Origin of the sequence: Allobrachymonas denitrificans DSM 15123 (genome assembly GCF_900110225.1) — a bacterium.
Classification (GTDB): Bacteria; Pseudomonadota; Gammaproteobacteria; order Burkholderiales; family Burkholderiaceae_C; genus Brachymonas; species Brachymonas denitrificans.
The window spans coordinates 242,703-268,050 of the sequence record NZ_FOCW01000001.1; the positions used below are offsets into that span (position 1 = coordinate 242,703).

Consider the following 25,348-nt stretch of genomic DNA (forward strand, 5'->3'; position numbering starts at 1 on the left):
ACGTCAGAAAGAAAGGAACAGGCCGGCTCCGGGCCGACAGGGCCATCAGGCCAGGGTGCGGAATACCTCGGCCGCGACAGCGATGGTCTGGTCGATGTCGGCGTCGGTGTGAGCGGCGCTGACAAAACCGGCTTCGTACAGGGCGGGAGCGATGTAGACGCCACCATCCAGCAGGCCGTGGAACAGCTTGTTGAAGCGGGCACCGTCGGTTTTCATCACCTGCTGGTAATTCTGCGGCAGTTCGTTCATCAGGAAGAAACCGAACATGCCGCCCTGGCTGTCGGTGCAGAAGGGCAGGCCGGCCGCATCGGCAGCAGATTGCAGGCCCTGCATCAGGCGCTGCGTCTTGGCGGACAGCGCCTCGTAGAAGCCGGGCTTCTGGATCTCGCGCAGCGTGGCCAGGCCGCACGCGGTGGCCACCGGGTTGCCGGACAGGGTGCCGGCCTGGTAGACGCCGCCCAGCGGGGAGATGTGCTCCATCACGGAACGCTTGCCGCCGAAGGCAGCCAGCGGCATGCCGCCGCCGATCACCTTGCCCATCACGGTGATGTCCGGCTCCACGCCGAGCACCGACTGGGCGCCGTGCAGCGCCACGCGGAAGCCGGTCATCACTTCGTCGATGATGAGCAGCGCGCCGTGCTGGGTGCACAGCTCACGGATGCGCTGGGCAAAGGCGGGCGTCGGGCGCACGAAGTTCATATTGCCGGCGATCGGCTCCATGATCACGCAGGCCAGTTCGCTGCCGTGCAGGGCAAAGGCTTCTTCCAGCTGGGCCAGGTTGTTGTACTCGAGCACCACGGTGTCCTGCACCACGGTTTCGGGCACGCCGGCGCTGGTGGCCGCGCCGAAGGTGGCCAGGCCCGAGCCGGCCTTCACCAGCAGGGCGTCGGCATGGCCGTGGTAGCAGCCCTCGAACTTGATGATGCGGTTGCGGCCGGTGGCGCCGCGCGCCAGGCGGATGGCGCTCATGCCGGCTTCGGTGCCGGAGGAGACCAGGCGCACCATTTCCACGCTGGGCATGATCTTGATGATTTCCTCGGCCAGCTCGATTTCGCGCTCGGTGGGGGCGCCGAAGGAGAAGCCTTCCAGCACGGCCTTCTGCACCGCCTCGAGCACGGCGGGGTGGCCGTGACCCAGGATCATTGGGCCCCAGGAGCCGATGTAGTCGATGTAGCGCTGGTCATTGGCGTCCCAGAAATAGGCGCCCTGGGCGCGCTGCACGAAGCGCGGCGTGCCGCCGACGGCGCGGAAGGCGCGCACGGGCGAGTTGACGCCACCGGGAATCACGCGCTGGGCGCGTTCGAACAGGATCTGGTTCTGGTCAGGAGTGGAGGTTTGCATCGTGGTCTGGGGCCGGGGGCGCCGCGCAAGGGGCAGCCGGTGGCAAAAGGGAGCAGGGGCAGCCGCGTGGCTGCAAAGCAGCGAGTTTACCGCGGGAGGGAGGATTCGGGTAGTCTGACCGGCTTCTGAACAGGGGCAAGCGATCTCTCCCGCCGCACGGGCAGACTGGATAGAATCAGTTTTTATTTGCCTATATGCGGAGAGCGTTGTGCCCGAAATGAAGACCTGGATGTGCCTGATCTGCGGCTGGATCTATGACGAAGAGGCGGGCGACCCCGAGAGCGGCATCGCACCCGGCACCCGCTGGGAAGACGTGCCCGTGAACTGGACCTGTCCGGAATGCGGCGCGCGCAAGGAAGACTTCGAGATGGCGCAGCTCTGAGGCTGCTCCTCGCAGCCGGGGCGTGCATGCCCGGGCTGTCCGCGCCGGCCCAGTCCGGCAATCCGATCCGTCCGCGTGAGCGAAAGACCCACCCATGACGCAGCACGACCCGGTATCCCCCCAGGCGCCAGCCCACTGGCAGACTCCCCAACGCGGCATGCTGGCGCGCCTGTTTGACGGTGTGCAGTCGGCACTGCCTTCGTGGCTGGGGGAGGGCGCCGAGCAGGCCGATGCCTGGGTGCTGGCGGCGGAGCGGCTGGGGCATGCCGTGCAGGCGCTGGAACAGGCCGGACGACCGGCACCGGCCCAACTGGTGCGTGCCATGGAGCGTGCCGTGGCACGCGTGGCCGCGCAGCCGGAATTGCGCACCATGGACAACGCCAGCCTGATCCAGCAGGCCAGTGTGGCGCTGCGCAGCTATGTGGACCATACCCGCGGCGCTTGCCCGGAAGATGCGCGGGCGCTGTTTCCGGTGTACCAGCCGGTGGCGGCGCTGGCGCGGATGGGGCGCTGCGAGCCGGCGGATCTGTGGCGCTGGCATCCGTTTCCGTGGAAGCCGGTGTCGGCCACCTTGCTGCCTGCGACGGAGGCGGGTGATCTGTATGACAGCGCCTTGCGCGTATTCCGCGAGCAGGAGCCTCCGGCTTTGCTGGCTCTGGCCGATGTGGCGGGAGCGCAGGCATCGGTAGCGGGTGATGGGTCGCTGACCACCTGCTGGCAGTTGCTGGCCGCCGTGCTGCAGCTGCGAGCGGCGGGTGCGCTGGAGTGGGACCATGTGCTGCAACGCGCGGTGTCCGGCATGGTGGCGCAGCACGCCCGTGCCCGTCGTGGCCAGCCGGCCGATGAGGCACAACTGCAGGCGCTGGCGCAGGACATGCTGTTCCTGCTGGCGCAGGGGGTGCCGCTGTTGCCCGAGGGAGAGCAGCCACTGGCGCGTGCGCTGGCGGATGCCTATGGCGTGCTGCCGCAGCCGCCGGTGGTGGTGCGGGTGGATACCACGGAGGTACGCACCTTGCTGGCGCAGGCCGTGCAGGGGCTGCCGGAAGAATCCGTCAAGACACTGGGAGAGCTGCGCTGGCCGCAGGACCTCTACAACGCCTATCTGCAATCGGCCGACGCCTGGTCGCGCGAACTGGTGCAGCAGCTGAACCGCTGGGCGCGTCAGCCTGCGCACCCGGTGCCGCAATCGGCGCTGGTACTGTCGGCACAGCTGGCGCGTGCCTCCGCGCAGCTGGGGCTGGACGAACTGGCCACGCTGGGCCATGCCATCGAGCGGGCGCTGGTGGCGCTGCAGGTGCGCATGGCGCGGGGCGAAGAGGCAGAGTTGCTGCATCAGGCTGCGGGTGTGCTGGGGCATGAGCTGCACCAGGTGGCGGTGGACTTTGTGCGCCCCGTACCGCCAAGCCTGCTGGAGCAGCTGGCGGCGCTGGCGCAGAAGCCGGACAGCGACCGCGTGGTGCTGCCCTTGCCTGATCCCGCGTTGGGAATTGGCGCGGCAACAGGCGAAGCCGAAGCCCTGCCGGAGCAGAAGCAGGGAGAGGAATGGCAGGCCTACCTGAAAGACAGCCTGAAGCAGGTGCAACAACTGCAAGCGGTGCTCAAGCAGTGGGAGGCACGGCCGGAGAACGCGGGCGCGAGCAGCGAGTGTTTGCGCCTGCTGCAGGGCTTGCAGCAGGCCTCGCGCGAGGCGGGGGCCGCGTCGGTGCTGCCCCTGGTGCAGGCGGCGCTGTCTGAGCGGGCGTTGCTGCGGGTGCGGGATGCCAGTGCGCCGGATCGGTTGCAGGCTCTTCAGCAGGCGGTGCTGGGGCTGGAGGCTGGCCTCCGGGAAGAGCTGGTGCAAGCCGGGCATTTGGCAGGCTGACTTCCGGCTATTCGCGTGCTTCTGCCCAGTGGTGCTCGGCCACCCCGGCGCTTGTTGTGCTGATAGCTGCCTGAGGGGACTCAGCGTCGACGTTCCTGCTGGATCGCCGCATGCCGCTGCAACGCCGCCCTTCGCGCCTCCCCCAGATCAACAATCGGCGCCGGATAATCCACCCCCAGCGTAATCCCCGCCGCCTCCAGTTCGATCGGCGAAGCGCGCTCCGGCGCGTGGATTTCCTCATCCGGCAGCCGTGCCAGTTCCGGCAGGTAACGCCGCAGGAATTTGCCCTGCGCGTCGTACTGCAGGCTTTGCGCCGTGGGGTTGAAGATGCGGAACCAAGGCTGGGCGTCGCAGCCGGTGCCGGCGGCCCATTGCCAGTTGCCGTTGTTGCTGGCCAGTTCGTAGTCGTTGAGGTGTTCGGCAAAGTGGCGTTCGCCCCAGCGCCAGTCCACGCCCAGCTGGCGCGTGAGAAAGCTGGCGGCCACCATGCGCAGCCGGTTGTGCATGTAGCCGGTGGCGTGCAGCTGGCGCATGCCGGCGTCCACCAGCGGAAAGCCGGTCTGCCCGGCGCACCAGGCGGCAAACAGCTTGCGGCCGTGCGGGCCGTGGTCCCAGGGCAGGCGGTCCATGTCCTTCTGGAAGGCGTGCTCCACCACATGCGGAAAATGCGTCAGCAGCTGGATGTAGAACTCGCGCCAGACCAGTTCTACCAGCCATTTGGTGGCGCCGGGGTCGCCTTGGCGGTAGCGATCCCAGGCCAGCTGCACCACTTCGCGGATGCTGAGGGTGCCGAAACGCAGGTGTATGCCCAGATAGCTCGGGCCGCGCACGGCGGGGTAGTCGCGCGTGAGGTGGTACTGGTCCATGCGCGCGGCAAACTCCTGCCACTGCGTGAGCGCGCCGGCGCGTCCTGGCAGCAGGGCCAACTGTGCCAGATTGGTGGCATGGAAGCCCAGCTCCTGCAGCGCGGGTACGGGCGTGCGCCAGACTTCGGGGCGGGTGGCCAGCCTGGCCGCATGGGTTTCCACCTCGTAGGCACGCGCATGGAAGGGCGTGAGCTGCGCCAGCCATTGCGCGCAGTAGGCCGAAAAGCGCGTGTGGGGCGTGCCGCTGAGGCTCAGCACCTCGTCGCGCTCGAAGATCACATGGTCCTTGGCAGTGCGCAGCGAGATGCCGACGTTGGCCAGGCCGCCGCGCACCTGGTTGTCGCGCGTGATGGCGGCGGGCTCGTAGTCTTGGTTGGTGTAGACGGCCTGCACATGCAGGGCCTGTGCCAGTTCCGGCAGCAGGGTGCGCGCCGGGCCGTGCAGCACGATCAGGCCGGCATCCGCATTGCCAGCCAGCGCCCGCAAGTCCGCATCCAGCGCCTCCACGCTGCGATGCATGAACTCCACGCGCCGGTCGGCCCGGGGCAGCGGATCCAGGAATTCGGTATCGAACACGAACACGCCGTACACCCGCCGGCAGGCGCGCAGGGCGTGGAACAGCGCCGCGTTGTCCTGGCAGCGCAGGTCGCGGCGGAACCACATCAGGCCGGCATCGAACTGTTCGGGAGCGTGCATCGAAAATCCGCGGGAGAAAGGGGCCGCAAGCAGGCGCCGGGCACGCACGGCCGACGCGAAGCCTCTAGAATGACGGCATGTCTTCCGATTCTGCCTCAACGCTGGATTTGGCGCAGCATTTCCTGATCGCCATGCCGGGCATGGAGGATGATCTGTTCGCGCAAAGCGTGGTGTACATCTGTGAACACGGCGCGCATGGCGCGCTTGGCCTCGTCATCAACAAGCCGGCCGACCTGCTGCTGGATGACCTGTTCGAGCAGGTGTCCATGCCGCTGGGGCGCAAGGATCTGCAGGGCACCTCCATTCTCTGGGGCGGCCCGGTGCAGACGGAGCGCGGCTTCGTGCTGCATCCGCGCGTGGAAGACCCCGAATCCAAACTCTCGGCCTACGACTCGTCCATGACCATGGCCGACGGCCTGCAGCTCACCACCTCGCGCGACATCCTGCAGGAGCTGTCCGAAGGGCGCGGCCCGGAGCGCCTGCTGCTCACGCTGGGCTACTCCGCCTGGGATGGCGGCCAGCTGGAGGACGAACTCAAGCGCAACAGCTGGCTGACCGTGCCGGCCTCGCACGCCGTGCTGTTCGACACGCCGGTGCCGCAGCGCTACGACAAGGCCATGGAGCTGCTCGGCATCCATCCGGGCATGTTGTCATCCGCAGCGGGGAGGGCGTGATGACGCAGACTTCCCTGCAAGGCGTGGCGGTGGACGATCTGTTCCAGGTGCCGGGCCAGCCGCCCGTGGTTGATCCGCAGCCGTTCCAGAGCTTTCTGGCGCTGGACTATGGCAAGAAACGCACCGGCGTGGCTACCGGCAACCGCATGCTTGGGCGCGCCACGCCGGGCAAGAGCATTGCCGCCACCGGCGATGCCCGCTTTGCTGCCGTGGCCGCCCTGATTGCCGAATGGCAGCCGCAGGCGCTGGTGATCGGCATTCCCTATCACCCTGATGGCGCCGCGCACGAGAACACGCGCCGCGCCACCAATTTCGGCCGCCAGCTCTCGCAACGCTTCAAGCTGCCGGTCTACACGGTGGATGAGCGCTACAGCACCACCGAGGCGCTGGCCAGCGGCGCGGCCGATGCCGACGCGGCAGCCGCCTGTATCATTCTTGAACAGTTTTTCAACACCCTGCCATGACCGATTCCACCCCCGCCACCGGCGCCCTGATGCTCGATGCCGAAGCCCTGTACCAGACGCTGGCCAGACAGATCGAGCGCATCCGCACCCCCGAGACGCAGTTTGCCGGCATCACCTCCGGCGGTGCCTGGCTGGCGCAGCGCCTGCAGCAGGACTGGGGTCTGGGGCCGGTCGGCACCATCTCCACCGCCATGCACCGCGATGACTTTGCCAAGCGTGGCCTGGCCGTGACGGCGCAGACGCAGATGCCGTTCGAGGTGGATGGTGCCCACATCATCGTGCTGGACGACGTGCTGTACACCGGCCGTACCGTGCGCGCGGCGCTGAACGAAATCTTCGACTATGGCCGTCCCGCCAGCGTGAAGCTGGCCGTGCTGGTGGACCGTGGTGGCCGCCAGCTGCCGGTGGAGGCCGACATTGCCGCCGCCCGCCTGCAGCTCGCCGCCGGCCAGTCGCTGGCGCTGGCACGCGCCGAGGATGGCAGCTTCAGCTTCCGCCTCAAACCCAGCAAGTAAAGCATTCCGTATCGTCTCCAGGAGCCTCTTCCGATGCGTCCGTCCCGCAACCCGCAGCTCAACAAGAATGGCGAGCTGATCCATTTGCTGTCGCCCGAAGGCCTTTCGCGCGACATCCTCACCCACATCCTCGACACCGCCGCGCAGTTCGTCAGCGTGAGCGACCGCGAGGTCAAGAAGGTGCCGCTGCTGCGCGGCAAGAGCGTGTTCAACCTGTTCTTCGAGAACAGCACGCGCACCCGCACCACCTTCGAAATCGCGGCCAAGCGCCTGAGCGCCGACGTGTTCAACCTGGACATTGCGCGCTCTTCCACCGCCAAGGGCGAGAGCCTGCTGGACACCATCGCCAACCTGAGCGCGATGGCGGCGGACATCTTCGTGGTACGCCACAGCGAAAGCGGCGCGCCCTACCTGATTGCGCAGAACGTGGCGCCGCATGTGCACGTGGTCAACGCCGGCGACGGCCGCCACGCGCACCCGACGCAGGGCCTGCTCGACATGTTCACCATCCGCCACTACAAGGGCGATTTCACGCAGCTGCGCGTGGCCATCGTGGGCGATGTGCTGCACTCGCGCGTGGCGCGCAGCGACATCCATGCGCTGACCACGCTGGGCTGCCCCGAGGTGCGCGTGGTGGGTCCGCAGACGCTGGTGCCGGAAAGCTTTGGCCCCATGGGCGTGCGCGTGTTCCACAACCTGGAAGAGGGCATCCGCGACTGCGACGTGGTGATCATGCTGCGCCTGCAGAACGAGCGCATGAGCGGCGCGCTGCTGCCGAGCAGCCAGGAATACTTCAAGAGCTTCGGCCTCACGCCGGAAAAGCTGCAGCGCTATGCCAAGCCCGATGCCATCGTGATGCACCCGGGCCCGATCAACCGCGGCGTGGAGATCGACTCTGCCGTGGCCGATGGCAAGCACAGCGTGATCCTGCCGCAGGTGACCTTCGGCATCGCGGTGCGCATGGCCGTGATGAGCATTGTTGCCAGCCATGACGCCTGAGGGAGTACCGAGATGAAGACACTGATCCAGGGCGCACGCCTGCTCAACCCGGCCGATGGCACCGACCAGCAGGCCGATATCGCCATTGCGGCCGGCCGCATCATCGCCGTCGGCCAGATGCCCACCGACTTCGTGCCGCAACGCACGCTCGATGCCAGCGGCTGCTACGTGCTGCCGGGGCTGGTCGATCTGGCCGTGCGTCTGCGTGAGCCGGGCCAGGAACATGCGCGCATGCTCGAGAGCGAGATGCACGCGGCGGTGGCCGGTGGCGTCACCAGCCTGGTCTGCCCGCCCGATACCGATCCGGTGCTGGATGAATCCGGCCTGGTGGAAATGCTGCGCTTCCGTGCGGCCCGCCTGCGCCAGGCGCGCGTCTTCCCGCTCGGGGCGCTGACGCGCCAGCTCAAGGGCGAGGTGCTGACCGAGATGCTGGAGCTGACCGAATCCGGCTGCGTCGGCTTCTCGCAGGCCGACGTCACCATCCGCAACACCCAGGTGCTGCAGCGCGCGTTGCAGTACGCTAGCACCTTTGGCTACACCGTGTGGCTGCGGCCCGAGGATGCCTGGCTGGGCGGTGGCGTGGCGGCCAGCGGTGCGCTGGCGCAGCGCATGGGACTGTCCGGCGTGCCGGTGCTGGCCGAAACCATTGCCATCATGACCATCGTCGAGCTGATGAAGGTGACGGGGGCACGCGTGCACCTGTGCCGCCTGTCCAGCGCCGCGGCAGTGGAGCTGGTGCGCCAGGCCAAGACGGCCGGCCTGCCGCTGACCTGCGACGTGAGCATCAACTCGCTGCACCTGACCGATGTGGACATGGGCTATTTCGACAGCCGCGCGCGCCTGACGCCGCCGCTGCGCCAGCAGGGTGACCGCGCCGCACTGCGTGCCGCGCTGGCCGATGGCACCATCGATGCGCTGGTGAGCGACCACAACCCGATCGACGAGGATGCCAAGATCCTGCCGTTTGCCGAGGCCGAGCCCGGCGCCACTGGCGTGGAACTGCTGCTGGCGCTTGCGCTGAAATGGGCGCAGGAAGATGGCGTGCCGCTGATGGAGGCGGTTGCCACGGTGACCAGCCGCCCCGCCGGTGTGCTGGGCGATTCGCTGGGCACGCTGGCGGCCAGTGCGGGCCAGATCGTGCCGGGTGGCGTGGCCGACCTGTGCATCTGGGATCCGGCTGCCGAATGGGAAGTGACGCCCGACGAGCTGGTCAGCCAGGGCAAGCATACGCCGTTCGAGGGGCTGCGTCTGCAGGGCCGCGTGCGTGCGACCGTGGTGGATGGCCAGATCGCCTTCGAAGCAGAACGCAGCAAGGTGGCGCAGCCGGCCTGATTTCCGCAGCCAGAGTCCGGGAAGAAAAAAATGGAGACAAACACCTGGCGTGGCCTGGGGCGCCTGTGGCGTCTGCTGGCCCACATTCTTGCGGGCTTCTGGATCGTCTATACGCGCTTTCCGCGCCTGGGCGAGGCCGAGCGCCGGGCCACCGTGCAGCGCTGGGCGGCCGAGGCGGTGCGCCGCTGCGGCATCACGCTGCAGGTGCGTGGCACTCCGGCCGAGGCCGGGCCGGATGGCCTGATGCTGGTGGCCAATCACATTTCCTGGGTGGACATCCCGACCATCCATGCGATCCGCTTCTGCCGTTTCATTTCCAAGTCGGAAGTGAAGCACTGGCCGGTGGTCGGCCGTCTGGCGGACTCGGCCGACACGCTGTACCTGCAGCGCACCTCGCGCCGGGATGCACACCGTGTGCTGCACACCATGGCGGAGCGGCTGCAGCAGGGCGATGTGCTGGCCTTCTTCCCCGAGGGGACGACCAGCGAAGGCGTGGACCTGCTGCCTTTCCATGGCAACCTGTTGCAGGCCGCGATCAGCGTGGATGCGCCGGTGCAGCCGGTGGCGCTGCAGTTTCTGGATGCGCAGGGAAGGCTGAGTCAGGCGCCATGCTACATCGGGGACGACACGCTGCTGGAATCGCTCTGGCGCACGGTGCGCGCCGAGGGCGTGGTGGCGCGCGTGACCTTTGGCGAGCCGGAACGGGCCCAGGGGCGAAGCCGGCAGCAATGGGCGCAGGATTTGCAGCGAACGGTGGCGGAATTGCGGCGCTGAACGAGCGATAAGGGCGCCCCAAGTTCTGCCGCTATAAAAAACGCCCCCGCGTGCTGCGTCAGGACGCAGGGCAGCGGGGGCAAACGCTGGCATCCAGGCCAGCGCAACAGGAGCCAGGACGATCAGCGCGGACCGTAGGCCTCGGCAAAGATGCCGACGATCTCGGCGTGGCTGGCCTGCACCGGGTTGGTGAATCCGCACACGTCCTTGAGCGCGTTTTCGGCCAGCACGTCGAAGTCCTCGCGCTTCACGCCCAACTCTTCCAGCGATTTCGGAATGCCGACGATATCGGCCAGCTTCTTGATGGCCGCCACCGGATCCAGACCCGCCAGCTGCGGGTTGTTGGCCTGCAGGATGGCGCCGACTTCGTTGAGCTTGCCGGAAGCAGCGCTCATGTTGAAGGCCTCGACATGCGGCAGCAGCAGCGCGTTGCAGACGCCGTGCGGCAGGTCGTAGAAGCCGCCGAGCTGGTGCGCCATGGCATGCACGTAACCGAGCGAGGCGTTGTTGAAGGCCATGCCGGCCAGGAACTGCGCATAGGCCATCTTCTCGCGCGCTTCCTGGTTCTTCGGCTCGCTCACGGCGGTGGGCAGGTAGCGTGCGATCAGCTCGATGGCCTTGACGGCGCAGGCATCGGTCAGCGGCGTGGCGGCGGTGGAGACATAGGACTCGACTGCGTGCGTCAGCGCATCCATGCCGGTGGCGGCGGTCAGCGAGGCCGGCATGCCTTCCATCATGCTGGAGTCGTTTACCGACAGGAAGGGGGTGACGTGCTTGTCGACAATGGCCATTTTCACGTGGCGCGTCTCGTCGGTGATGATGGTGAAGCGCGTCATCTCGGATGCCGTGCCGGCCGTGGTGTTGACCGCCAGCAGTGGCAGCTGCGGCTTGGCGGACTTGTCCACGCCCTCGTAGTCCTCGATCTTGCCGCCGTTGGCCGCGACCAGCGCAATGCCCTTGGCGCAGTCATGCGAAGAGCCGCCGCCCAGCGACACCACCAGGTCGGCTTGCGCCGCCTTCAGTGCTTCCAGGCCGGCGTTAACGTTGCTCACGGTCGGGTTGGGCTGGGCACCGTCGAACACGGAGGCGGGAATGCCCTGGGCTGCCAGCTTGTCGGACACGGTGTTGGCCACACCGATCTTGCTCAGGCCGGGGTCGGTCACGATCAGGGCCTTGCGAAAGCCCATCTTGCCGACGATCTGCAGCGCCTCGTCGAGTGCGCCGGGGCCGATGATGTTCTGCACGGGCATGAAGAAATGGGATACGGACATGGGAGTTTCCTTGTAGGTATGGAAAAAAGCCAGAGGATGGGAACTGCAGGGGTCAGAAGAAGCCCAGCTTGTTTTCGCTGTAGCTGACGAGCAGGTTCTTGGTCTGCTGGTAGTGGTCGAGCATCATCTTGTGGGTTTCACGGCCGATGCCCGATTCCTTGTAGCCGCCGAAGGCAGCGTGCGCCGGATAGGCGTGGTAACAGTTGGTCCATACGCGGCCGGCCTTGATGCCACGGCCCATGCGGTAGGCGACGTTGCCGTTGCGGCTCCACACGCCGGCGCCCAGGCCGTACAGCGTGTCGTTGGCGATTTCCAGCGCCTCGGCTTCGTCCTTGAAGGTGGTCACGGCCAGCACCGGGCCGAAGATTTCCTCCTGGAAGATGCGCATCCTGTTGTGGCCCTTGAACAGCGTGGGCTGCACGTAGTAGCCGCCAGCCAGGTCGCCTTCCAGTTGGGCCGGCGCGCCGCCGATCAGCACCTGCGCGCCTTCCTGCTTGCCCAGTTCCAGATAGCTGCTGATCTTTTCCAGCTGGACCTTGCTCGCCTGTGCGCCCAGCATGGTGTCGGTATCCAGCGGGTTGCCCTGCTTGATGGCGGCCACGCGCTGCAGGCAGCGCTCGATGAAGCGGTCGTAGATCGATTCCTGGATCACGGCGCGCGAGGGACAGGTGCAGACCTCGCCCTGGTTGAAGGCGAACAGCACCAGGCCTTCGATCGCCTTGTCGAGGAAGGCATCGTCCTTGTCCATGATGTCGGCAAAGAAGATGTTGGGGGACTTGCCGCCCAGCTCCAGCGTCGCGGGAATCAGGTTGTTGGCAGCGGCCTGGGCAATCACCCGGCCGGTGGCCGTGGAGCCGGTGAAGGCGATCTTGGCAATGCGGCGGCTGGTGGCCAGCGGCATGCCGGCCTCGCGGCCGAAGCCGTTCACCACGTTGAGCACGCCGGGTGGCAGCAGGTCGGCGATCAGCTCGGTCAGCACCAGAATGCTGGTAGGGGTCGACTCGGCCGGCTTGAGCACCACGCAGTTGCCGGCGCCCAGGGCAGGGGCCAGTTTCCAGGCGGCCATCAGGATCGGGAAGTTCCAGGGGATGATCTGGCCGACCACGCCCAGCGGTTCCTGGAAGTGGTAGGCGACCGTGTTGGCGTCGATCTCCGACATGTGGCCTTCCTGCGCGCGCAGGCAGCCGGCGAAGTAGCGGAAGTGGTCTGCGGCCAGCGGAATGTCGGCATTCAGCGTTTCGCGTATCGGCTTGCCGTTGTCCACGGTTTCCGCATAGGCCAGCTTTTCCAGATTGGCTTCGATGCGGTCGGCGATCTTGAGCAGGATGTTGCTGCGCTCGCCAGCCGAGGTCCTGCCCCAGGCGTCGGCGGCGGCGTGGGCGGCATCCAGCGCGAGTTCGATATCCTCGGCGGTGGAACGGGCTGCCTGGCAGTAGGCCTGGCCGTTGATCGGCGTGATGTTGTCGTAGTACGCGCCCTTCACCGGCGGTGTCCACTGGCCGTTGATGAAGTTGTCGTACTTGGCCTTGAATTGAAGAGGGGCGCCAGCCTGGCCGGGTGCGGGATAGATCATGGGGTGTCTCCTTGGATATCGGTTGTGGTTTGCAACGGCTTGAAGCACGCCGTCGCCCTTTCCGATGCAAGGGGTGTGCCAGGTTGGCCGGAATGCGGGTTTGTCCGGAGATAGGGTGGCCTGAGCGGTGCTGCATGAGCTGTCCGCAGCAGGATTTTTTGTGTCAGGGTGTGCCAGATGTACCAGCGCGGGTGTGCCGGATCTGTACCAGTTGTTCCGTTTTGGCACAGTGCAAACGCCAAGACGGGACAGGAAGCCGCCGTGCTAGCATCGTCCGATCGATGACAGACAAAGAGGCAGGAACCCTTTCCCCGTCCTGCACAAGGAGACAGCCATGAACGCACTTGGCACTGTCGAATCAGAGGCCCTGCTGCGCCGCGCCCGCCATGCGCTTTACGAGCGGGACGCATTGCCCGAGGATTTGTTGCCCGCATCACTGGCGCATGTAACGCGCTCGTGGCGGCGCAGCCTGGACGCTGGTGTGGATGCCTTCACTGCCCGCCCGCATGTGCCGCACCTCTCGCGTTTCGAGGTGGAGCGCGCCACCGAGCGCCAGCACGAACTGCTCGCCCATGCACGCCCGGTGATGGAATACCTGCACGGGCAGACGCGTGGCAGCGGCAGCGTTCTGCTGCTGGCTGATGCCGATGGTCTGCTGCTGCACGCCCTGGGTGATCCGGGCTTCATGACGCGTGCCGAGCGTGTGGCACTGATGCCGGGAGCTTCCTGGCATGAGCAGCACCGCGGCACCAATGCCGTGGGCACGGCGCTGGCCGAGGGAGTGCCAGTGGTCGTGCATGGGGGCGAACACTTTCTGGAGTGCAACAGCTTTCTCACCTGCGCTGCCGCGCCGGTGGTGGCGCCCGATGGCAGCGTGCTGGGTGTGCTCAACATGTCCGGCGAGCGCAGCAGCCGGCATCCGCATACCTTCAGCATGGTGCGCGCAGCCACGCAGATGATCGAGAACCGGCTGTTCGAGGCGTGCCACGGGCGGCATATGCGGCTGCACGTGCATCCGCTGGCGGAAGGAATCGGCACGCTGGCCGAGGGGGTGCTGGCCCTGTCGGAAGCGGGTGTGCTGGTGGGAGCCAACCAGGCGGCACTGGCCTTGCTCAACTTGCGTGCCAGCCAACTGGGAAGGGTACGACTGGACCAGGTAGTGGATGTGGACCGCGAACAATTGCTGCGCGCCAGCTACCGCAATCCTGCGCCCATGCGCGTGCGCTGCCTGAGTGCGCCAGCCGTGCCGGAGTTGCATGTGCGGGTGGAGCAGGGCTGGTCGCGCGCCAGCACGCTGGACATGCCGGCACGCGCCACGATCCGCGAACCCGATGCGCTGCAGGCGCTTGATACCGGCGATGCTGCCTGGCACTGCGTGCTCGAGAAAGCACGCAAGGTGCTGGACAAGCCGATTGCGGTGCTGCTGCATGGGGAATCCGGCTCGGGCAAGGAGGTGCTGGCCAAGGCCATCCATGCCAGCAGCCAGCGTCGCGGGCAAGCCTTTGTGGCGGTGAACTGCGCCGCCCTTCCGGAAAACCTGATCGAGGCGGAACTGTTTGGATACGCGCCCGGTGCCTATACCGGGGCACGGCGCGAGGGGGCCCCCGGCAGCATCCGCCAGGCGCACGGCGGAACCCTGTTTCTGGACGAGATCGGCGACATGCCGCTGGCCATGCAGACCCGCTTGCTGCGTGTGCTGCAGGAGCGCCAGGTGGTGCCGCTGGGCGGCGGGCAGCCCGTGGCGGTGGATTTTGCGCTGGTCTGCGCCACCCACCGGGACCTGAAGGAAGAGGTGGCTGCCGGCCGTTTTCGTGCCGACCTGTACTGGCGCCTGAATGGCCTGACGTTGCGACTGCCAGCCCTGCGCGAGCGCAGTGACTGGGACACGCTGGTGCAGCGCATGCTGCAGCGGCATGCGCCACATCGCGCCATCGAGCTGGATCCGGCGCTGGCGCGCGTGCTGCGGCAGCATCCCTGGCCCGGTAATCTGCGCCAGCTGGACAACACCTTGCGCACCACCGTGGCACTGCTGGACGATGCCTGTGTGATTGGCATGGAGCACCTGCCGGATGACCTGGTGCAGGAACTGCAAGAGGCACGGCAAGCTTCAAGCGCAGATCGCTTGCCGGGTGTGTCCTATAGTCAAGGCCAACGCGTCGCTGAGGGGGATGCCGGAACGCAAGCGGGAGTCCAGGCGGAGGGTGGGCTGTCCCGCCTGCGTTCGGGCTGCGTGCCGCTGGCTCAATACACGCGCGACGTGATGGAGCAGGCCCTGCGCGAGGCGGAGGGCAATCTTTCCCTGGCGGCGCGCCGGCTCGGTATCAGCCGCAACACCTTCTACCGTCGCATCATGCGCAAGCGGCCGGACGCCTGAGCAGGCCTAGAAGGTCAGGTGCGCCGTTCCAGCGCCCGCACCAGCCCGATGCTCCCCAGCAGCCAGATGCTGCCCGACAACCAGCCGCCCAGCACATCGGTGAGATAGTGCACCTGCAGGCCGATGCGGCTATAGCCCACGGCGGCGACGGCGAGCGCGGCCAGGGTGATCAGTGCGGCACGCAAGCCCCGTGGCCAGTGCGGATGCCGGTGCAGCAGGATCCACGCCAGCATGCCGTAGGCCACCAGCGAACCCGAGCTGTGGCCGCTGGGAAAGCTCAGGCCACCGGCCATGGTGTAGCCCTCCAGATGCTCCGGCCGCACGCGGCCCACCCATTGCTTGAGGCCGGTATTCAGCAGCGCGTTGCCGGCAATGGCCCAGACCCAGCCGATGGCCATGGGCCGTTCTCCGCGCCAGATCCAGAACAGGGCACCCGCGATGCAGGCGGCTGTCAGCACGGGCGTATCGGCCAGATGGCTCACGCTGCCAAACAGGTGGAGCAGGGCAGGATGCACATGCAGGCTGAGCGTATGCGCCAGAGTGGTGTCGAGTCGGGTCACCGGGCCGTTGTGCACCACCTGCCAGGCCAGCACGCTCCAGAGCGTCGCGGCGAGGAGCATCCACGCAGTAGCCGAGTTGCCGAGTGGCGCGTAAAGGGGGCGACGGATGGCACTGTCGCGCTGCATGTAGCTGCCCAGGGGCAGGGCGATGGTCACCACCGTCAGCAGCCACAGCACGAAAACATTGCCCGGTGCCTGTCCCCAATGCTGCGCCACGGAAGTCCAGAAAGCGCTGTGCGTGGCCAGTGCGTCGGGGCTGGCCGGTATCGGAACGCCGCTCATCGCAGCCAGGTGGTGGCGACGCAGGCAAAGGCCTGCAGGCTGGCGTCGAAATCCCAGCGCTCCACCTGCCATTGCGGGTTGCGTAGTTGCAGCGGGTTGTGCAGATGCCCCTGGGGCGCGGCGGTGGCGGGTCGGATCAGGTTCACGGAGTTCGGGTAGTTGTCGCGGATGCGGTCGGACAGGGCGGTGCCGGATTGCAGCGCCCACAGTGGGGTGGGAGCGTCCTGCGGCCCCGGCGGAATCAGCTCCACATAGGGTTCATGGATGTGGCCGCCCAGTACCCCGGCGGCACCGGCAGCGCGCCAGCTGGCGTTGGCTTGCACGGCACCGCGCAGCAGGTTCTTGCGCTCTTCCTCCTCGATCACGAGTGCGGGCTGATGCACGGCGACGAGCTTGAGCGCGTCGTCGGGCAGGGCCTGCAGGCGCCGGCTGACGTTGGCAATCTGCGCGGGCGAGGCTTCGCCCTGGATATGCCGGTAGCGCCGCGTGGTGCGCACGCCAATCAGGTGGATAGGGCCCAGATCCCAGTGGATCACGCCATCCGTATCGAAGGCGGTGGGGAAGTATTGCTGGTACAGGCGGTACGGCCACAGAAAGCGGCGCCAGGGCAACCAGAGCGAAATGTCGTGGTTGCCGGGCAGGGTCATGCGTGTCTGCACGGGCAGGCTGTCCATGAAGGCGCGTGCGGCGGCAAACTGGCCGCGGCGCGCGCGCATGGTGATGTCGCCGGCCAGCAGCACATGCTCCACCTGTTCGGCCTGCACCAGTGCGCGCAGGGCATCGGCCACGGCAGGCTGCTCGGTGCCGAAATGCGTGTCGGAGATCTGCAGCAGGCGGCTCATGCAGGGGCTCCCTGGGGCAGCGGCGAGAGCAGGGATGCGAGCAGCGAGGGCTCTTCGGCTGCGGGTTCTGCGGGCACGCGCAGCGGAGTCGGCACGATCAGCTGCAGGGCGTCGTTGTCCACTTCGAAGCGCAGCGGCGCGCGCATCCAGTGCACTTCGCCGTCGGTTGCCACCTTGATGCGGCGTCCGCCCAGATAGCCGCGCGCCTGCACGTCCAGCTGGCGGAACGGGAAATGCAGCACGGCATCCTCCGCATCGCCCAGCGTGCCAAAGGCACCGCGCAGGGCCAGGCCGATCAGGCGCGGCGTGCTGACAGGAGCCAGCAGCACGGCATGCAGGCGTCCGTCGAGTTCGGAGGGCTGTTCCTGCCCGTCTTCGGGTGCGGGCATCAGTCCGGTCTGCTGCAGCTGCAGCGCATTGTTGGCCACGAACAGGGTGGGGGTCTTGCGCACGCTGTCATGGCCTTCGCCGCTCAGGCGCAGGGTCAACTGCACCGGGCGGCGCAGCAGGCTGAACAGGGCGGCCAGGCCGGCCACGAAGCGGCTGCGGCCCAGCGTGGCCTTGAAGCTCTCGCGGTCTTCCAGCACCTGCGGATACAGCCCCAGGCTGGCGTTGACCAGGAACAGGCGGCCATTCACGCGCCCGGCCTGCACCGGGCGCACCACGCCATCCAGCATCTGCTGTACGGCTTCGGCCGGGTCGGGCGAGATGCCGTAGGCACGGCAGAAATAGTTGAAGGTGCCCTGCGGTATCACGCCCAGCACGCAGCCGCTGCCGGCCACTTCATGCGCCACCGTGCTGATGGTGCCGTCACCACCCGCCGCCACCACGATGGCGCCCTGCTCGCAGGCCTGCTGTACCGCGGCGCGGATCTGCTGGGGCAGGGAGCGCCCCGGCTGCAGCGGAATCAGGCGGAAGGCGCGGCCGGAGGCCTCCAGCACGGCGCGGATGGGTTGGGCTGCATCTTCTTCCGCATGGCGCCCGGCGCCCGCGTTGAAAAGAACCAGCAAGGGAGCGTCGGGGACAGGTGTCATGGGCAGACCCGGGCGATACACTGCATCTTGTTCTTGTGGCAATTCATCCAGAAACGGAGTGACAGGCATGGCGCGATTGGCAAGGCTGAGTGTGGCGGGCTATCCGCATCACGTCATCCAGCGGGGCAACAACCGCCAGGCCATCTTTCTGGATGAGACTGATTATGAGCGCATGCTGCAGCTGTTGCGCGAGGCGAGTGCCCGACACCGTGTAGGACTGCATGCCTGGGTGCTGCTGCCCGGCCAGATGCAGTTGCTCGCCACCCCGCAGGACGCCGACGGCCTGCCGCGCATGATGCAGGACGTGGGCCGCGCCTATGTGCGCACCTTCAACAACCGCCACTTGCGCAGCGGCACCTTGTGGGAAGGGCGCTATCGCAACACGGTGGTGGACCCCGACCTGCTGCTGCACGCCATGGCCTGCCTCGACAGCCTGCCGGTGCGTGAGCAACTGGCCCGCTCGCCGCAAGGCTACGCCTGGAGCAGCAGCGCCCATTACACCGGCGAACGCAGCGAACGCATGGTGACGCCGCCCACGCAGATCTGGCAGCTCGGCAACACGCCGTTTGCACGCGAGGATGCCTACCGAGCGCTGCTGCACGAGCACGAGTCGGGGCATGGTTGCGCGCAGTTTCAGGAGGCGGCGCTGGGGGGCTGGGCGCATGGATCGCCCGATTTCGTGCTGCAGCTGCAACAGCTGACCGGACGCAGATTGCAGAAGTCACAGGCTGGAAGGCCGGCCAGAAAGGCTCCTGAGGCCGGGTGAAGGGGTCATCGGGGTATTGGAAAAAGCGGTTTTCTTTTTCAAAACAATGAATTGAATATGTCCCCAATTAAATTGCCTGATGGTTCTTCAAGAAAATTAATAGGTATCTGACCCCATTTATTCTTGATGCAATCCCGCTTTTTTTGCCGTATTCTCCGATCTGTCAAGGGATGCACCATCCCTCCACTCTCTGAACGGGATATTTCGTATGAGCTCTACGACAGAAAAAAACCATCTGGAACAGAACGGCCTGTACTGCGCATCCAACGAGCATGATGCGTGCGGCGTTGGCTTCGTGGCCCACATCCGCGGCGAGAAGAGCCATGCCATCGTCACCCAGGCGCTCAAGATCCTGGAAAACCTCGACCATCGCGGCGCCGTGGGTGCCGACAAGCTGATGGGGGACGGCGCCGGCATCCTGATCCAGATGCCCGATGCGCTGTACCGTCACGAGATGGCGAAGCAGGGCGTGGAGCTGCCGCCCGTGGGCGAATACGGCGTGGGCATGATCTTCCTGCCCAAGGAACACGCCAGCCGCCTGGCCTGCGAACAGGAGATGGAGCGCGCCATCAAGGCCGAAGGCCAGGTGCTGCTGGGCTGGCGCGATGTGCCCACCAACCGCGACATGCCCATGTCGCCTGCCGTGCGCGAGAAGGAGCCGGTGATCCGCCAGGTCTTCATCGGTCGCGGCCCGGACACCATCGTGCAGGATTCGCTCGAGCGCAAGCTGTACGTGATCCGCAAGACCGCCAGTGCCAACATCCAGAACCTCAAGCTCAAGCACAGCAAGGAATACTATGTGCCCAGCATGAGCAGCCGCACCGTGGTGTACAAGGGCCTGCTGCTGGCAGACCAGGTCGGCCAGTACTACGACGACCTGAACGATGAGCGCTGCGTCTCCGCCCTAGGCCTGGTGCACCAGCGTTTCTCCACCAACACCTTCCCCGAGTGGCCGCTGTCCCACCCCTACCGCTATGTGGCGCACAACGGCGAGATCAACACCGTCAAGGGCAACTACAACTGGATGCTGGCGCGCGAAGGCGTGATGTCCTCGCCCGTGCTGGGCGAAGACCTGCAGAAACTGTACCCGATCAGCTTTGCCGGCCAGTCCGACACCGCCACCTTTGACAACTGCCTGGAACTGCTGACCATGGCCGGCTATCCCATCAGCCAGGCCGTGATGATGATGATTCCCGAGCCGTGGGAACAGCACGCCAACATGGATCCGCGCCGCCGCGCCTTCTATGAATACCACGCCGCCATGCTGGAGCCGTGGGACGGCCCGGCCTCACTGGTGTTCACCGACGGCCGCCAGATCGGCGCCACGCTGGACCGCAACGGCCTGCGCCCCGCGCGCTACTGCGTGACCGATGACGGCTTCGTCATCATGGGGTCCGAATCCGGCGTGCTGCCGGTGCCCGACCACAAGATCGTCAAGAAGTGGCGCCTGCAGCCCGGCAAGATGTTCCTGATCGACCTGGATCAGGGCCGCATGATCGACGACGAGGAACTGAAGGCCCAGCTGGCCAACAGCAAGCCCTACAAGCAGTGGATCGAGAACCTGCGCATCCGCCTGACGGATCTGCCGGTGCAGAACGTGGTGCGTGGCCAGACGAATGTGGGCGTGTCGCTGCTGGATGCGCAGCAGGCCTTCGGCTACAGCCAGGAAGACATCAAGTTCCTGATGGCACCCATGGCCGCCAACGGCGAGGAAGGCATCGGCTCCATGGGCAACGACAGCCCGCTGGCCGTGCTGTCCGACCGCAGCAAGCCGCTGTTCAACTACTTCAAGCAGCTGTTCGCCCAGGTGACCAACCCGCCGATCGATCCGATCCGCGAAGCGATCGTGATGTCGCTGGTGAGCTTCATCGGTCCCAAGCCCAACCTGCTGGACATCAACCAGGTCAACCCGCCGCTGCGCCTGGAAGTGAGCCAGCCGATCCTGGACTTTGACGATATGGCGCGCCTGCGTGCCATTGCCGACGAGACCCAGGGCAAGTTCCGCAGCTACACGCTGGACATCACCTATCCCGTGGCTTGGGGCCCGGAAGGGGTGGAAGCCAAGCTGGCCTCGCTGTGCGCCGAAGCCGTCGATGCCATCAAGGCCGGCAACAATTCGGTGCAGGGTCAGCACAACATCCTGATCATCAGCGACCGCGCCATCGGCGCCGACCGCGTGGCCGTGCCGGCGCTGCTGGCGCTGTCCGCCATCCACCAGCATCTGGTGCGCGAGGGCCTGCGCACCACCACCGGCCTGGTGGTGGAAACCGGATCCGCCCGCGAGATCCACCACTTTGCCGTGCTGGCCGGCTACGGTGCCGAAGCCGTGCATCCCTACCTGGCGCTGGAAACCCTGCAGGACATCCACAAGGAACTGCCGGGCGATCTGAGCGCCGAGAAGGCCATCTACAACTACATCAAGGCGATCGGCAAGGGTCTGTCCAAGATCATGTCCAAGATGGGCGTGAGCACCTACATGAGCTACTGCGGCGCCCAGCTGTTCGAAGCCATCGGCCTGAACACCGAGACGGTGCAGAAGTACTTCACCGGCACTGCCAGCCGCGTGGAAGGCATCAGCGTGTTCGAGATCGCCGAGGAAGCCCTGCGCATGCACAAGGCCGCCTTCGGCAAGGATCCGGTGCTGGCCAGCCAGCTGCAGGCTGGTGGCGAGTATGCCTGGCGTGTGCGTGGTGAAGAGCACATGTGGACGCCGGACGCCATCGCCAAGCTGCAGCACAGCACGCGCAGCAACAACTTCAACACCTACAAGGAATACGCGCAGATCATCAACGACCAGAACAAGCGCCACATGACGCTACGTGGCCTGTTCGAGTTCAAGTTCGATCCGAGCAAGGCGATTCCGGTTGAGGAAGTGGAACCGGCGGCCGAGATCGTCAAGCGCTTTGCCACTGGCGCCATGTCGCTGGGCTCCATCAGCACCGAGGCGCACGCCACGCTGGCGCTGGCCATGAACCGCATCGGCGGCAAGAGCAACACCGGCGAGGGCGGCGAGGATCCGGCGCGCTACCGCAATGAACTCAAGGGCATCCCGATCAAGCAGCAGACCACGCTGGGCGCCATCATTGGCGAGGACAAGGTCGAGGCCGACATCGCGGTGCAGGCCGGCGACAGCCTGCGCAGCAAGATCAAGCAGGTGGCATCGGGCCGTTTCGGCGTGACTGCCGAATACCTGAGCAGCGCCGACCAGATCCAGATCAAGATGGCCCAGGGCGCCAAGCCGGGCGAGGGCGGCCAGCTGCCGGGCGGCAAGGTGAGCGACTACATCGGCTTCCTGCGCCACAGCGTGCCGGGCGTCGGCCTGATTTCGCCGCCGCCGCATCACGATATCTACTCTATCGAGGATCTGGCACAGCTGATTCACGACCTGAAAAACGTGGCGCCGCATGCCGACATCAGCGTGAAGCTGGTGAGCGAAGTGGGCGTGGGCACCATCGCGGCCGGCGTGACCAAGTGCAAGGCCGACCACCTGGTGATTGCCGGCCATGACGGTGGCACCGGCGCTTCGCCCTGGAGCTCCATCAAGCACGCCGGCGGCCCCTGGGAGATCGGCTTGGCCGAAACCCAGCAGACGCTGGTGCTGAACCGCCTGCGCGGCCGTGTGCGCGTGCAGGCCGACGGCCAGATGAAGACCGGCCGCGACGTGGCGATCGCCGCGCTGCTGGGTGCCGATGAAGTGGGCTTTGCCACCGCTCCGCTGGTGGTGGAAGGCTGCATCATGATGCGCAAGTGCCACCTCAACACCTGCCCGGTGGGTGTTGCCACACAGGACCCGGTGCTGCGCGCCAAGTTCAGCGGCAAGCCCGAGCATGTGGTGAACTACTTCTTCTTCGTGGCCGAGGAAGTGCGTCAGATCATGGCCCAGCTTGGCATCCGAACCTTCGAGGAGATGGTCGGCCGCAGCGACCTGCTGGACATGCAGCAGGGCCTGAAGCACTGGAAGGCCAGCGGCCTGGATTTCCGCCGCCTGTTCGCCCAGCCCCAGGTGCCCGCCGAAGTGGCACGCCTGCATGCCGAAACGCAGGAGCATGGCCTGGAGAAGGCGCTGGACCAGACCCTGATCCGCAAGTGCAAGCCTGCCATCGAGAAGGGCGAGAAGGTCAAGTTCATCGAGCATGCCCGCAACGTGAACCGCACCGTCGGCGCCATGCTGTCCGGCGCGGTCACCAAGGTGCACCCCGAGGGCTTGCCGGATGACACCATCCACATCCAGCTCGAGGGTACGGGTGGCCAGAGCTTTGGCGCCTTCCTGTGCAAGGGCATCACGCTGAGCCTGATCGGCGAAGCCAACGACTACACCGGCAAGGGCCTGAGTGGCGGTCGTGTGGTGGTGCGCCCGAGCCTGGAGTTTCCGGGTGTGGCCTGCGAGAACATCATCGTCGGCAACACCGTGCTGTACGGTGCCACCACGGGTGAAGCCTATTTTGCCGGCGTGGCGGGTGAGCGCTTTGCCGTGCGCCTGTCCGGTGCCACTGCGGTGGTGGAAGGCACGGGCGATCATGGCTGCGAATACATGACCGGCGGCACCGTGGCCGTGCTGGGCAAGACCGGCCGCAACTTCGCGGCAGGCATGAGCGGCGGCGTGGCCTACGTGTATGACGAGGACGGCCAGTTCGCCAGCCGCTGCAACACCGCCATGGTGACGCTGGAGCCGGTGCTGAGCACCGCACAGCAGAAGGCCACGGTCGATGTTGGCGTGTGGCACCGCGGTCAGAGCGACGAGGAACAGCTCAAGAAACTGCTGCTCGACCACAGCCGCTGGACCGGCAGCCGCCGTGCCCGTGACCTGCTCGAGAACTGGGAAGCCAGCCTGGCGAAGTTCGTCAAGGTGTTCCCCACCGAGTACAAGCGCGCCCTGGCCGAAATCCACGCCAAGGGCAAGACCGATGCCGGCAAGGGCGGTATTCCGGACGACTCGCTGGTGTCTGCTTCGGCAGCCATTCACACCGAAGTCGAGCCGCCTGCTGCCAGCCGCAAGACGGCGGTGCGCCGCGCTCCCGGCCAGACGGCAACCGCCAAGGCAGGCGCCACGCCTTCCACCCGCAAGGTGGCGAAGCCAGTGGCATCCGCCGCTGCTGCCAAGCCGGCTGCTGCTGCCAAGGCCAAGCTCGCCGCCAAAAAGCCTGCCGCCAAAAAGGCGAACTAATCCTGAACCGACCCTGAACAGTCACTAGCTATAACGGAACACGATCATGGGAAAAATCACCGGCTTCATGGAATATGAGCGTCTGGAAGAGGGCTACAAGCCCGTTGCCGAGCGCCTCAAGCACTACAAGGAATTCGTCATCGGCCTGGACGACAAGCAGGCCAAGGTGCAGGCCGCGCGCTGCATGGACTGCGGCACGCCGTTCTGCAACAACGGCTGTCCGGTCAACAACATCATTCCCGATTTCAACAATCTGGTGTATGAAGGCGACTGGCAAGCCGCCATCGAGGTGCTGCACAGTACCAACAACTTCCCGGACTTCACCGGCCGCATCTGCCCGGCACCGTGCGAAGCCGCCTGCACGCTGAACATCGATGCAGCGCCGGTCGGCATCAAGTCGATCGAGCACGCCATCATCGACAAGGCCTGGGAAAAGGGCTGGGTCAAACCGCAGCCGGCTGCCCAGAAAACCGGCAAGAAGGTCGCCATCGTCGGCTCCGGCCCGGCCGGCCTGGCCGCCGCCCAACAGCTGGCGCGCGCCGGCCACAAGGTGACGGTGTTCGAGAAGAACGACCGCGTGGGTGGCCTGCTGCGCTACGGCATCCCCGACTTCAAGATGGACAAGTCGCATATCGACCGCCGCATCGAGCAGATGCAGGCCGAGGGCGTGGAATTCCGCCGTGGCGTGGTGGTGGGCGACTGGCCCAAGGACAGCAAGGTCACCAACTGGGCCAAGGAAACCGTCAGTGCCAAGCAGCTGCAGAAGGACTATGACGCGGTGCTGATCGCAGCCGGCTCCGAGCAGAGCCGCGACCTGCCGGTGCCCGGCCGCGAGCTGGATGGCGTGCACTTCGCCATGGAATTCCTGCCGCAGCAGAACAAGGTCAACGCTGGCGACAAGCTGGCCAAGCAACTGCGCGCCGACGGCAAGCACGTGATCGTGATCGGCGGTGGCGATACCGGCAGCGACTGCGTGGGCACCAGCAACCGCCACGGCGCCGCCAGCGTGACGCAGTTCGAACTGCTGGCCCAGCCGCCGGTGGAAGAAAACCGCCCGCTGACCTGGCCCTACTGGCCGATCAAGCTGCGCACCAGCTCCAGCCACGACGAAGGCTGCACGCGCGAGTTTGCCATCGCCACCAAGGAATTCATCGCCGGTACCGGCAAGGACAAGGGCCGGGTGGTGGCAGTCAAGACCGTGCGTCTGGACTGGACCGACGGCAAGATGACCGAAGTGCCCGGTAGCGAGCAGGTACTCAAGGCCGATCTGGTGCTGCTGGCCATGGGCTTTGTCAATCCGGTGGCGCCGGTGCTGCAGTCCTTTGGCGTGGCGCTGGACGCACGCGGCAACGCCAAGGCCACGACCGACGAGGAGGGCGGCTACGCCACCAACGTCAAGGGCGTGTTTGCCGCTGGTGATGCCCGCCGTGGCCAGTCGCTGGTGGTGTGGGCGATCCGCGAAGGCCGCCAGGCTGCGCGTGCGATCGACCAGTACCTGATGGGTGCCAGCGACCTGCCGCGCTGATCGTATTCAGTTTCTTCATTGCATCCCTCCTTCGGGCCTCGCTGTTGCGGGGC

18 protein-coding genes and 1 pseudogene are annotated in these 25,348 nt (G+C 66.4%); 12 read left to right on the top strand and 7 right to left on the bottom strand.

Annotation, left to right across the window (positions count from 1 at the left end; all coding sequences use genetic code 11):
• Nucleotides 1–45 precede the first annotated feature (45 nt).
• Nucleotides 46–1,341 (bottom strand): glutamate-1-semialdehyde 2,1-aminomutase, encoded by a 1,296-nt coding sequence (hemL, locus tag BMW28_RS01150; protein WP_091812945.1) that lies wholly within the window; start codon nt 1,339–1,341, stop codon nt 46–48.
• A gap of 217 nt (nt 1,342–1,558) precedes the next feature.
• On the opposite strand from hemL, the gene BMW28_RS01155 reads away from it, so the two are divergent.
• The gene (locus BMW28_RS01155) at nt 1,559–1,723 is read left to right on the top strand and encodes a rubredoxin (RefSeq protein WP_091812946.1); all 165 of its coding nucleotides are present in this window, start codon (nt 1,559–1,561) and stop codon (nt 1,721–1,723) included.
• Between the two features lie 94 nt (nt 1,724–1,817).
• Nucleotides 1,818–3,584, top strand: a complete 1,767-nt coding sequence (locus BMW28_RS01160; RefSeq protein WP_143280526.1) for a FimL-related protein — start codon at nt 1,818–1,820, stop codon at nt 3,582–3,584.
• An 80-nt stretch (nt 3,585–3,664) separates the two neighbouring features.
• Here the strand turns inward: BMW28_RS01160 and BMW28_RS01165 are convergent, their stop codons facing one another.
• Nucleotides 3,665–5,146 carry a cryptochrome/photolyase family protein gene (locus BMW28_RS01165; protein ID WP_091812950.1) on the bottom strand — a complete coding sequence of 494 codons (1,482 nt, stop codon included), beginning with the start codon at nt 5,144–5,146 and terminating at the stop codon, nt 3,665–3,667.
• Between the two features lie 77 nt (nt 5,147–5,223).
• Between BMW28_RS01165 and BMW28_RS01170 the strand changes: the two genes are divergently transcribed.
• The 6 genes from BMW28_RS01170 to BMW28_RS01195 are packed head-to-tail and all read left to right on the top strand — an operon-like array spanning nt 5,224 to nt 9,904.
• A complete protein-coding gene (locus BMW28_RS01170) occupies nt 5,224–5,820 on the top strand; it encodes a YqgE/AlgH family protein (RefSeq protein ID WP_091812952.1) in 597 nt (198 codons plus the stop codon).
• A complete protein-coding gene (gene ruvX / locus BMW28_RS01175; protein WP_091812954.1) occupies nt 5,820–6,284 on the top strand; it encodes a Holliday junction resolvase RuvX in 465 nt (154 codons plus the stop codon). Before BMW28_RS01170 ends, ruvX begins: the two co-directional genes overlap by 1 nt.
• A complete protein-coding gene (pyrR, locus tag BMW28_RS01180) occupies nt 6,281–6,799 on the top strand; it encodes a bifunctional pyr operon transcriptional regulator/uracil phosphoribosyltransferase PyrR (protein WP_091812956.1) in 519 nt (172 codons plus the stop codon). The genes ruvX and pyrR overlap by 4 nt, the downstream gene beginning before the upstream one ends.
• A 33-nt stretch (nt 6,800–6,832) precedes the next feature.
• Complete coding sequence (locus tag BMW28_RS01185; protein ID WP_091812958.1) at nt 6,833–7,798, top strand: aspartate carbamoyltransferase catalytic subunit; 966 nt, start codon at nt 6,833–6,835, stop codon at nt 7,796–7,798.
• Between the two features lie 12 nt (nt 7,799–7,810).
• Nucleotides 7,811–9,130, top strand: a complete 1,320-nt coding sequence (locus tag BMW28_RS01190) for a dihydroorotase (RefSeq protein WP_091812960.1) — start codon at nt 7,811–7,813, stop codon at nt 9,128–9,130.
• A gap of 30 nt (nt 9,131–9,160) precedes the next feature.
• On the top strand, nt 9,161–9,904 hold the full coding sequence (locus BMW28_RS01195) for a lysophospholipid acyltransferase family protein (protein WP_091812962.1): 744 nt from the start codon (nt 9,161–9,163) through the stop codon (nt 9,902–9,904).
• 122 nt (nt 9,905–10,026) lie between these two features.
• On the opposite strand, the gene BMW28_RS01200 is transcribed toward BMW28_RS01195, so the two are convergent.
• A complete protein-coding gene (locus tag BMW28_RS01200) occupies nt 10,027–11,175 on the bottom strand; it encodes an iron-containing alcohol dehydrogenase (protein ID WP_091812963.1) in 1,149 nt (382 codons plus the stop codon).
• Nucleotides 11,176–11,227: 52 nt separating this feature from the next.
• Entirely contained in the window at nt 11,228–12,748 is a 1,521-nt protein-coding gene (exaC, locus tag BMW28_RS01205; protein ID WP_091812965.1) for an acetaldehyde dehydrogenase ExaC, read from the bottom strand.
• Nucleotides 12,749–13,082: 334 nt separating this feature from the next.
• Here exaC and BMW28_RS01210 point away from each other — a divergent pair, with 334 nt between their 5' ends.
• Nucleotides 13,083–15,122, top strand: coding sequence for a sigma-54-dependent Fis family transcriptional regulator (locus tag BMW28_RS01210; protein ID WP_018714560.1), 2,040 nt, complete (start codon nt 13,083–13,085; stop codon nt 15,120–15,122).
• Nucleotides 15,123–15,136: 14 nt separating this feature from the next.
• On the opposite strand, the gene BMW28_RS01215 is transcribed toward BMW28_RS01210, so the two are convergent.
• Genes BMW28_RS01215 through BMW28_RS01225 form a run of 3 tightly spaced genes read right to left on the bottom strand, consistent with a single transcriptional unit; the run spans nt 15,137 to nt 17,840 of the window.
• Nucleotides 15,137–15,964 (bottom strand): phosphatase PAP2 family protein, encoded by an 828-nt coding sequence (locus BMW28_RS01215; RefSeq protein WP_159430670.1) that lies wholly within the window; start codon nt 15,962–15,964, stop codon nt 15,137–15,139.
• On the bottom strand, nt 15,961–16,806 hold the full coding sequence (locus tag BMW28_RS01220) for a metallophosphoesterase family protein (protein ID WP_091812969.1): 846 nt from the start codon (nt 16,804–16,806) through the stop codon (nt 15,961–15,963). Before BMW28_RS01220 ends, BMW28_RS01215 begins: the two co-directional genes overlap by 4 nt.
• Nucleotides 16,803–17,840, bottom strand: a complete 1,038-nt coding sequence (locus BMW28_RS01225) for a diacylglycerol/lipid kinase family protein (protein ID WP_200785690.1) — start codon at nt 17,838–17,840, stop codon at nt 16,803–16,805. The genes BMW28_RS01220 and BMW28_RS01225 overlap by 4 nt, the downstream gene beginning before the upstream one ends.
• A 67-nt stretch (nt 17,841–17,907) precedes the next feature.
• Here BMW28_RS01225 and BMW28_RS01230 point away from each other — a divergent pair, with 67 nt between their 5' ends.
• The 3 genes and pseudogenes from BMW28_RS01230 to BMW28_RS01240 all read left to right on the top strand — a co-directional run bounded on the left by BMW28_RS01230 (nt 17,908) and on the right by BMW28_RS01240 (nt 25,295).
• Nucleotides 17,908–18,606 (top strand): transposase, encoded by a 699-nt coding sequence (locus tag BMW28_RS01230; RefSeq protein WP_091812971.1) that lies wholly within the window; start codon nt 17,908–17,910, stop codon nt 18,604–18,606.
• A 208-nt stretch (nt 18,607–18,814) separates the two neighbouring features.
• Nucleotides 18,815–23,494 (top strand): annotated as a pseudogene (locus BMW28_RS01235) (glutamate synthase-related protein); the annotation flags it as partial.
• Nucleotides 23,495–23,816: 322 nt separating this feature from the next.
• Nucleotides 23,817–25,295 carry a glutamate synthase subunit beta gene (locus tag BMW28_RS01240; protein WP_091812974.1) on the top strand — a complete coding sequence of 493 codons (1,479 nt, stop codon included), beginning with the start codon at nt 23,817–23,819 and terminating at the stop codon, nt 25,293–25,295.
• The last annotated feature ends 53 nt before the right edge of the window (nt 25,296–25,348 follow it).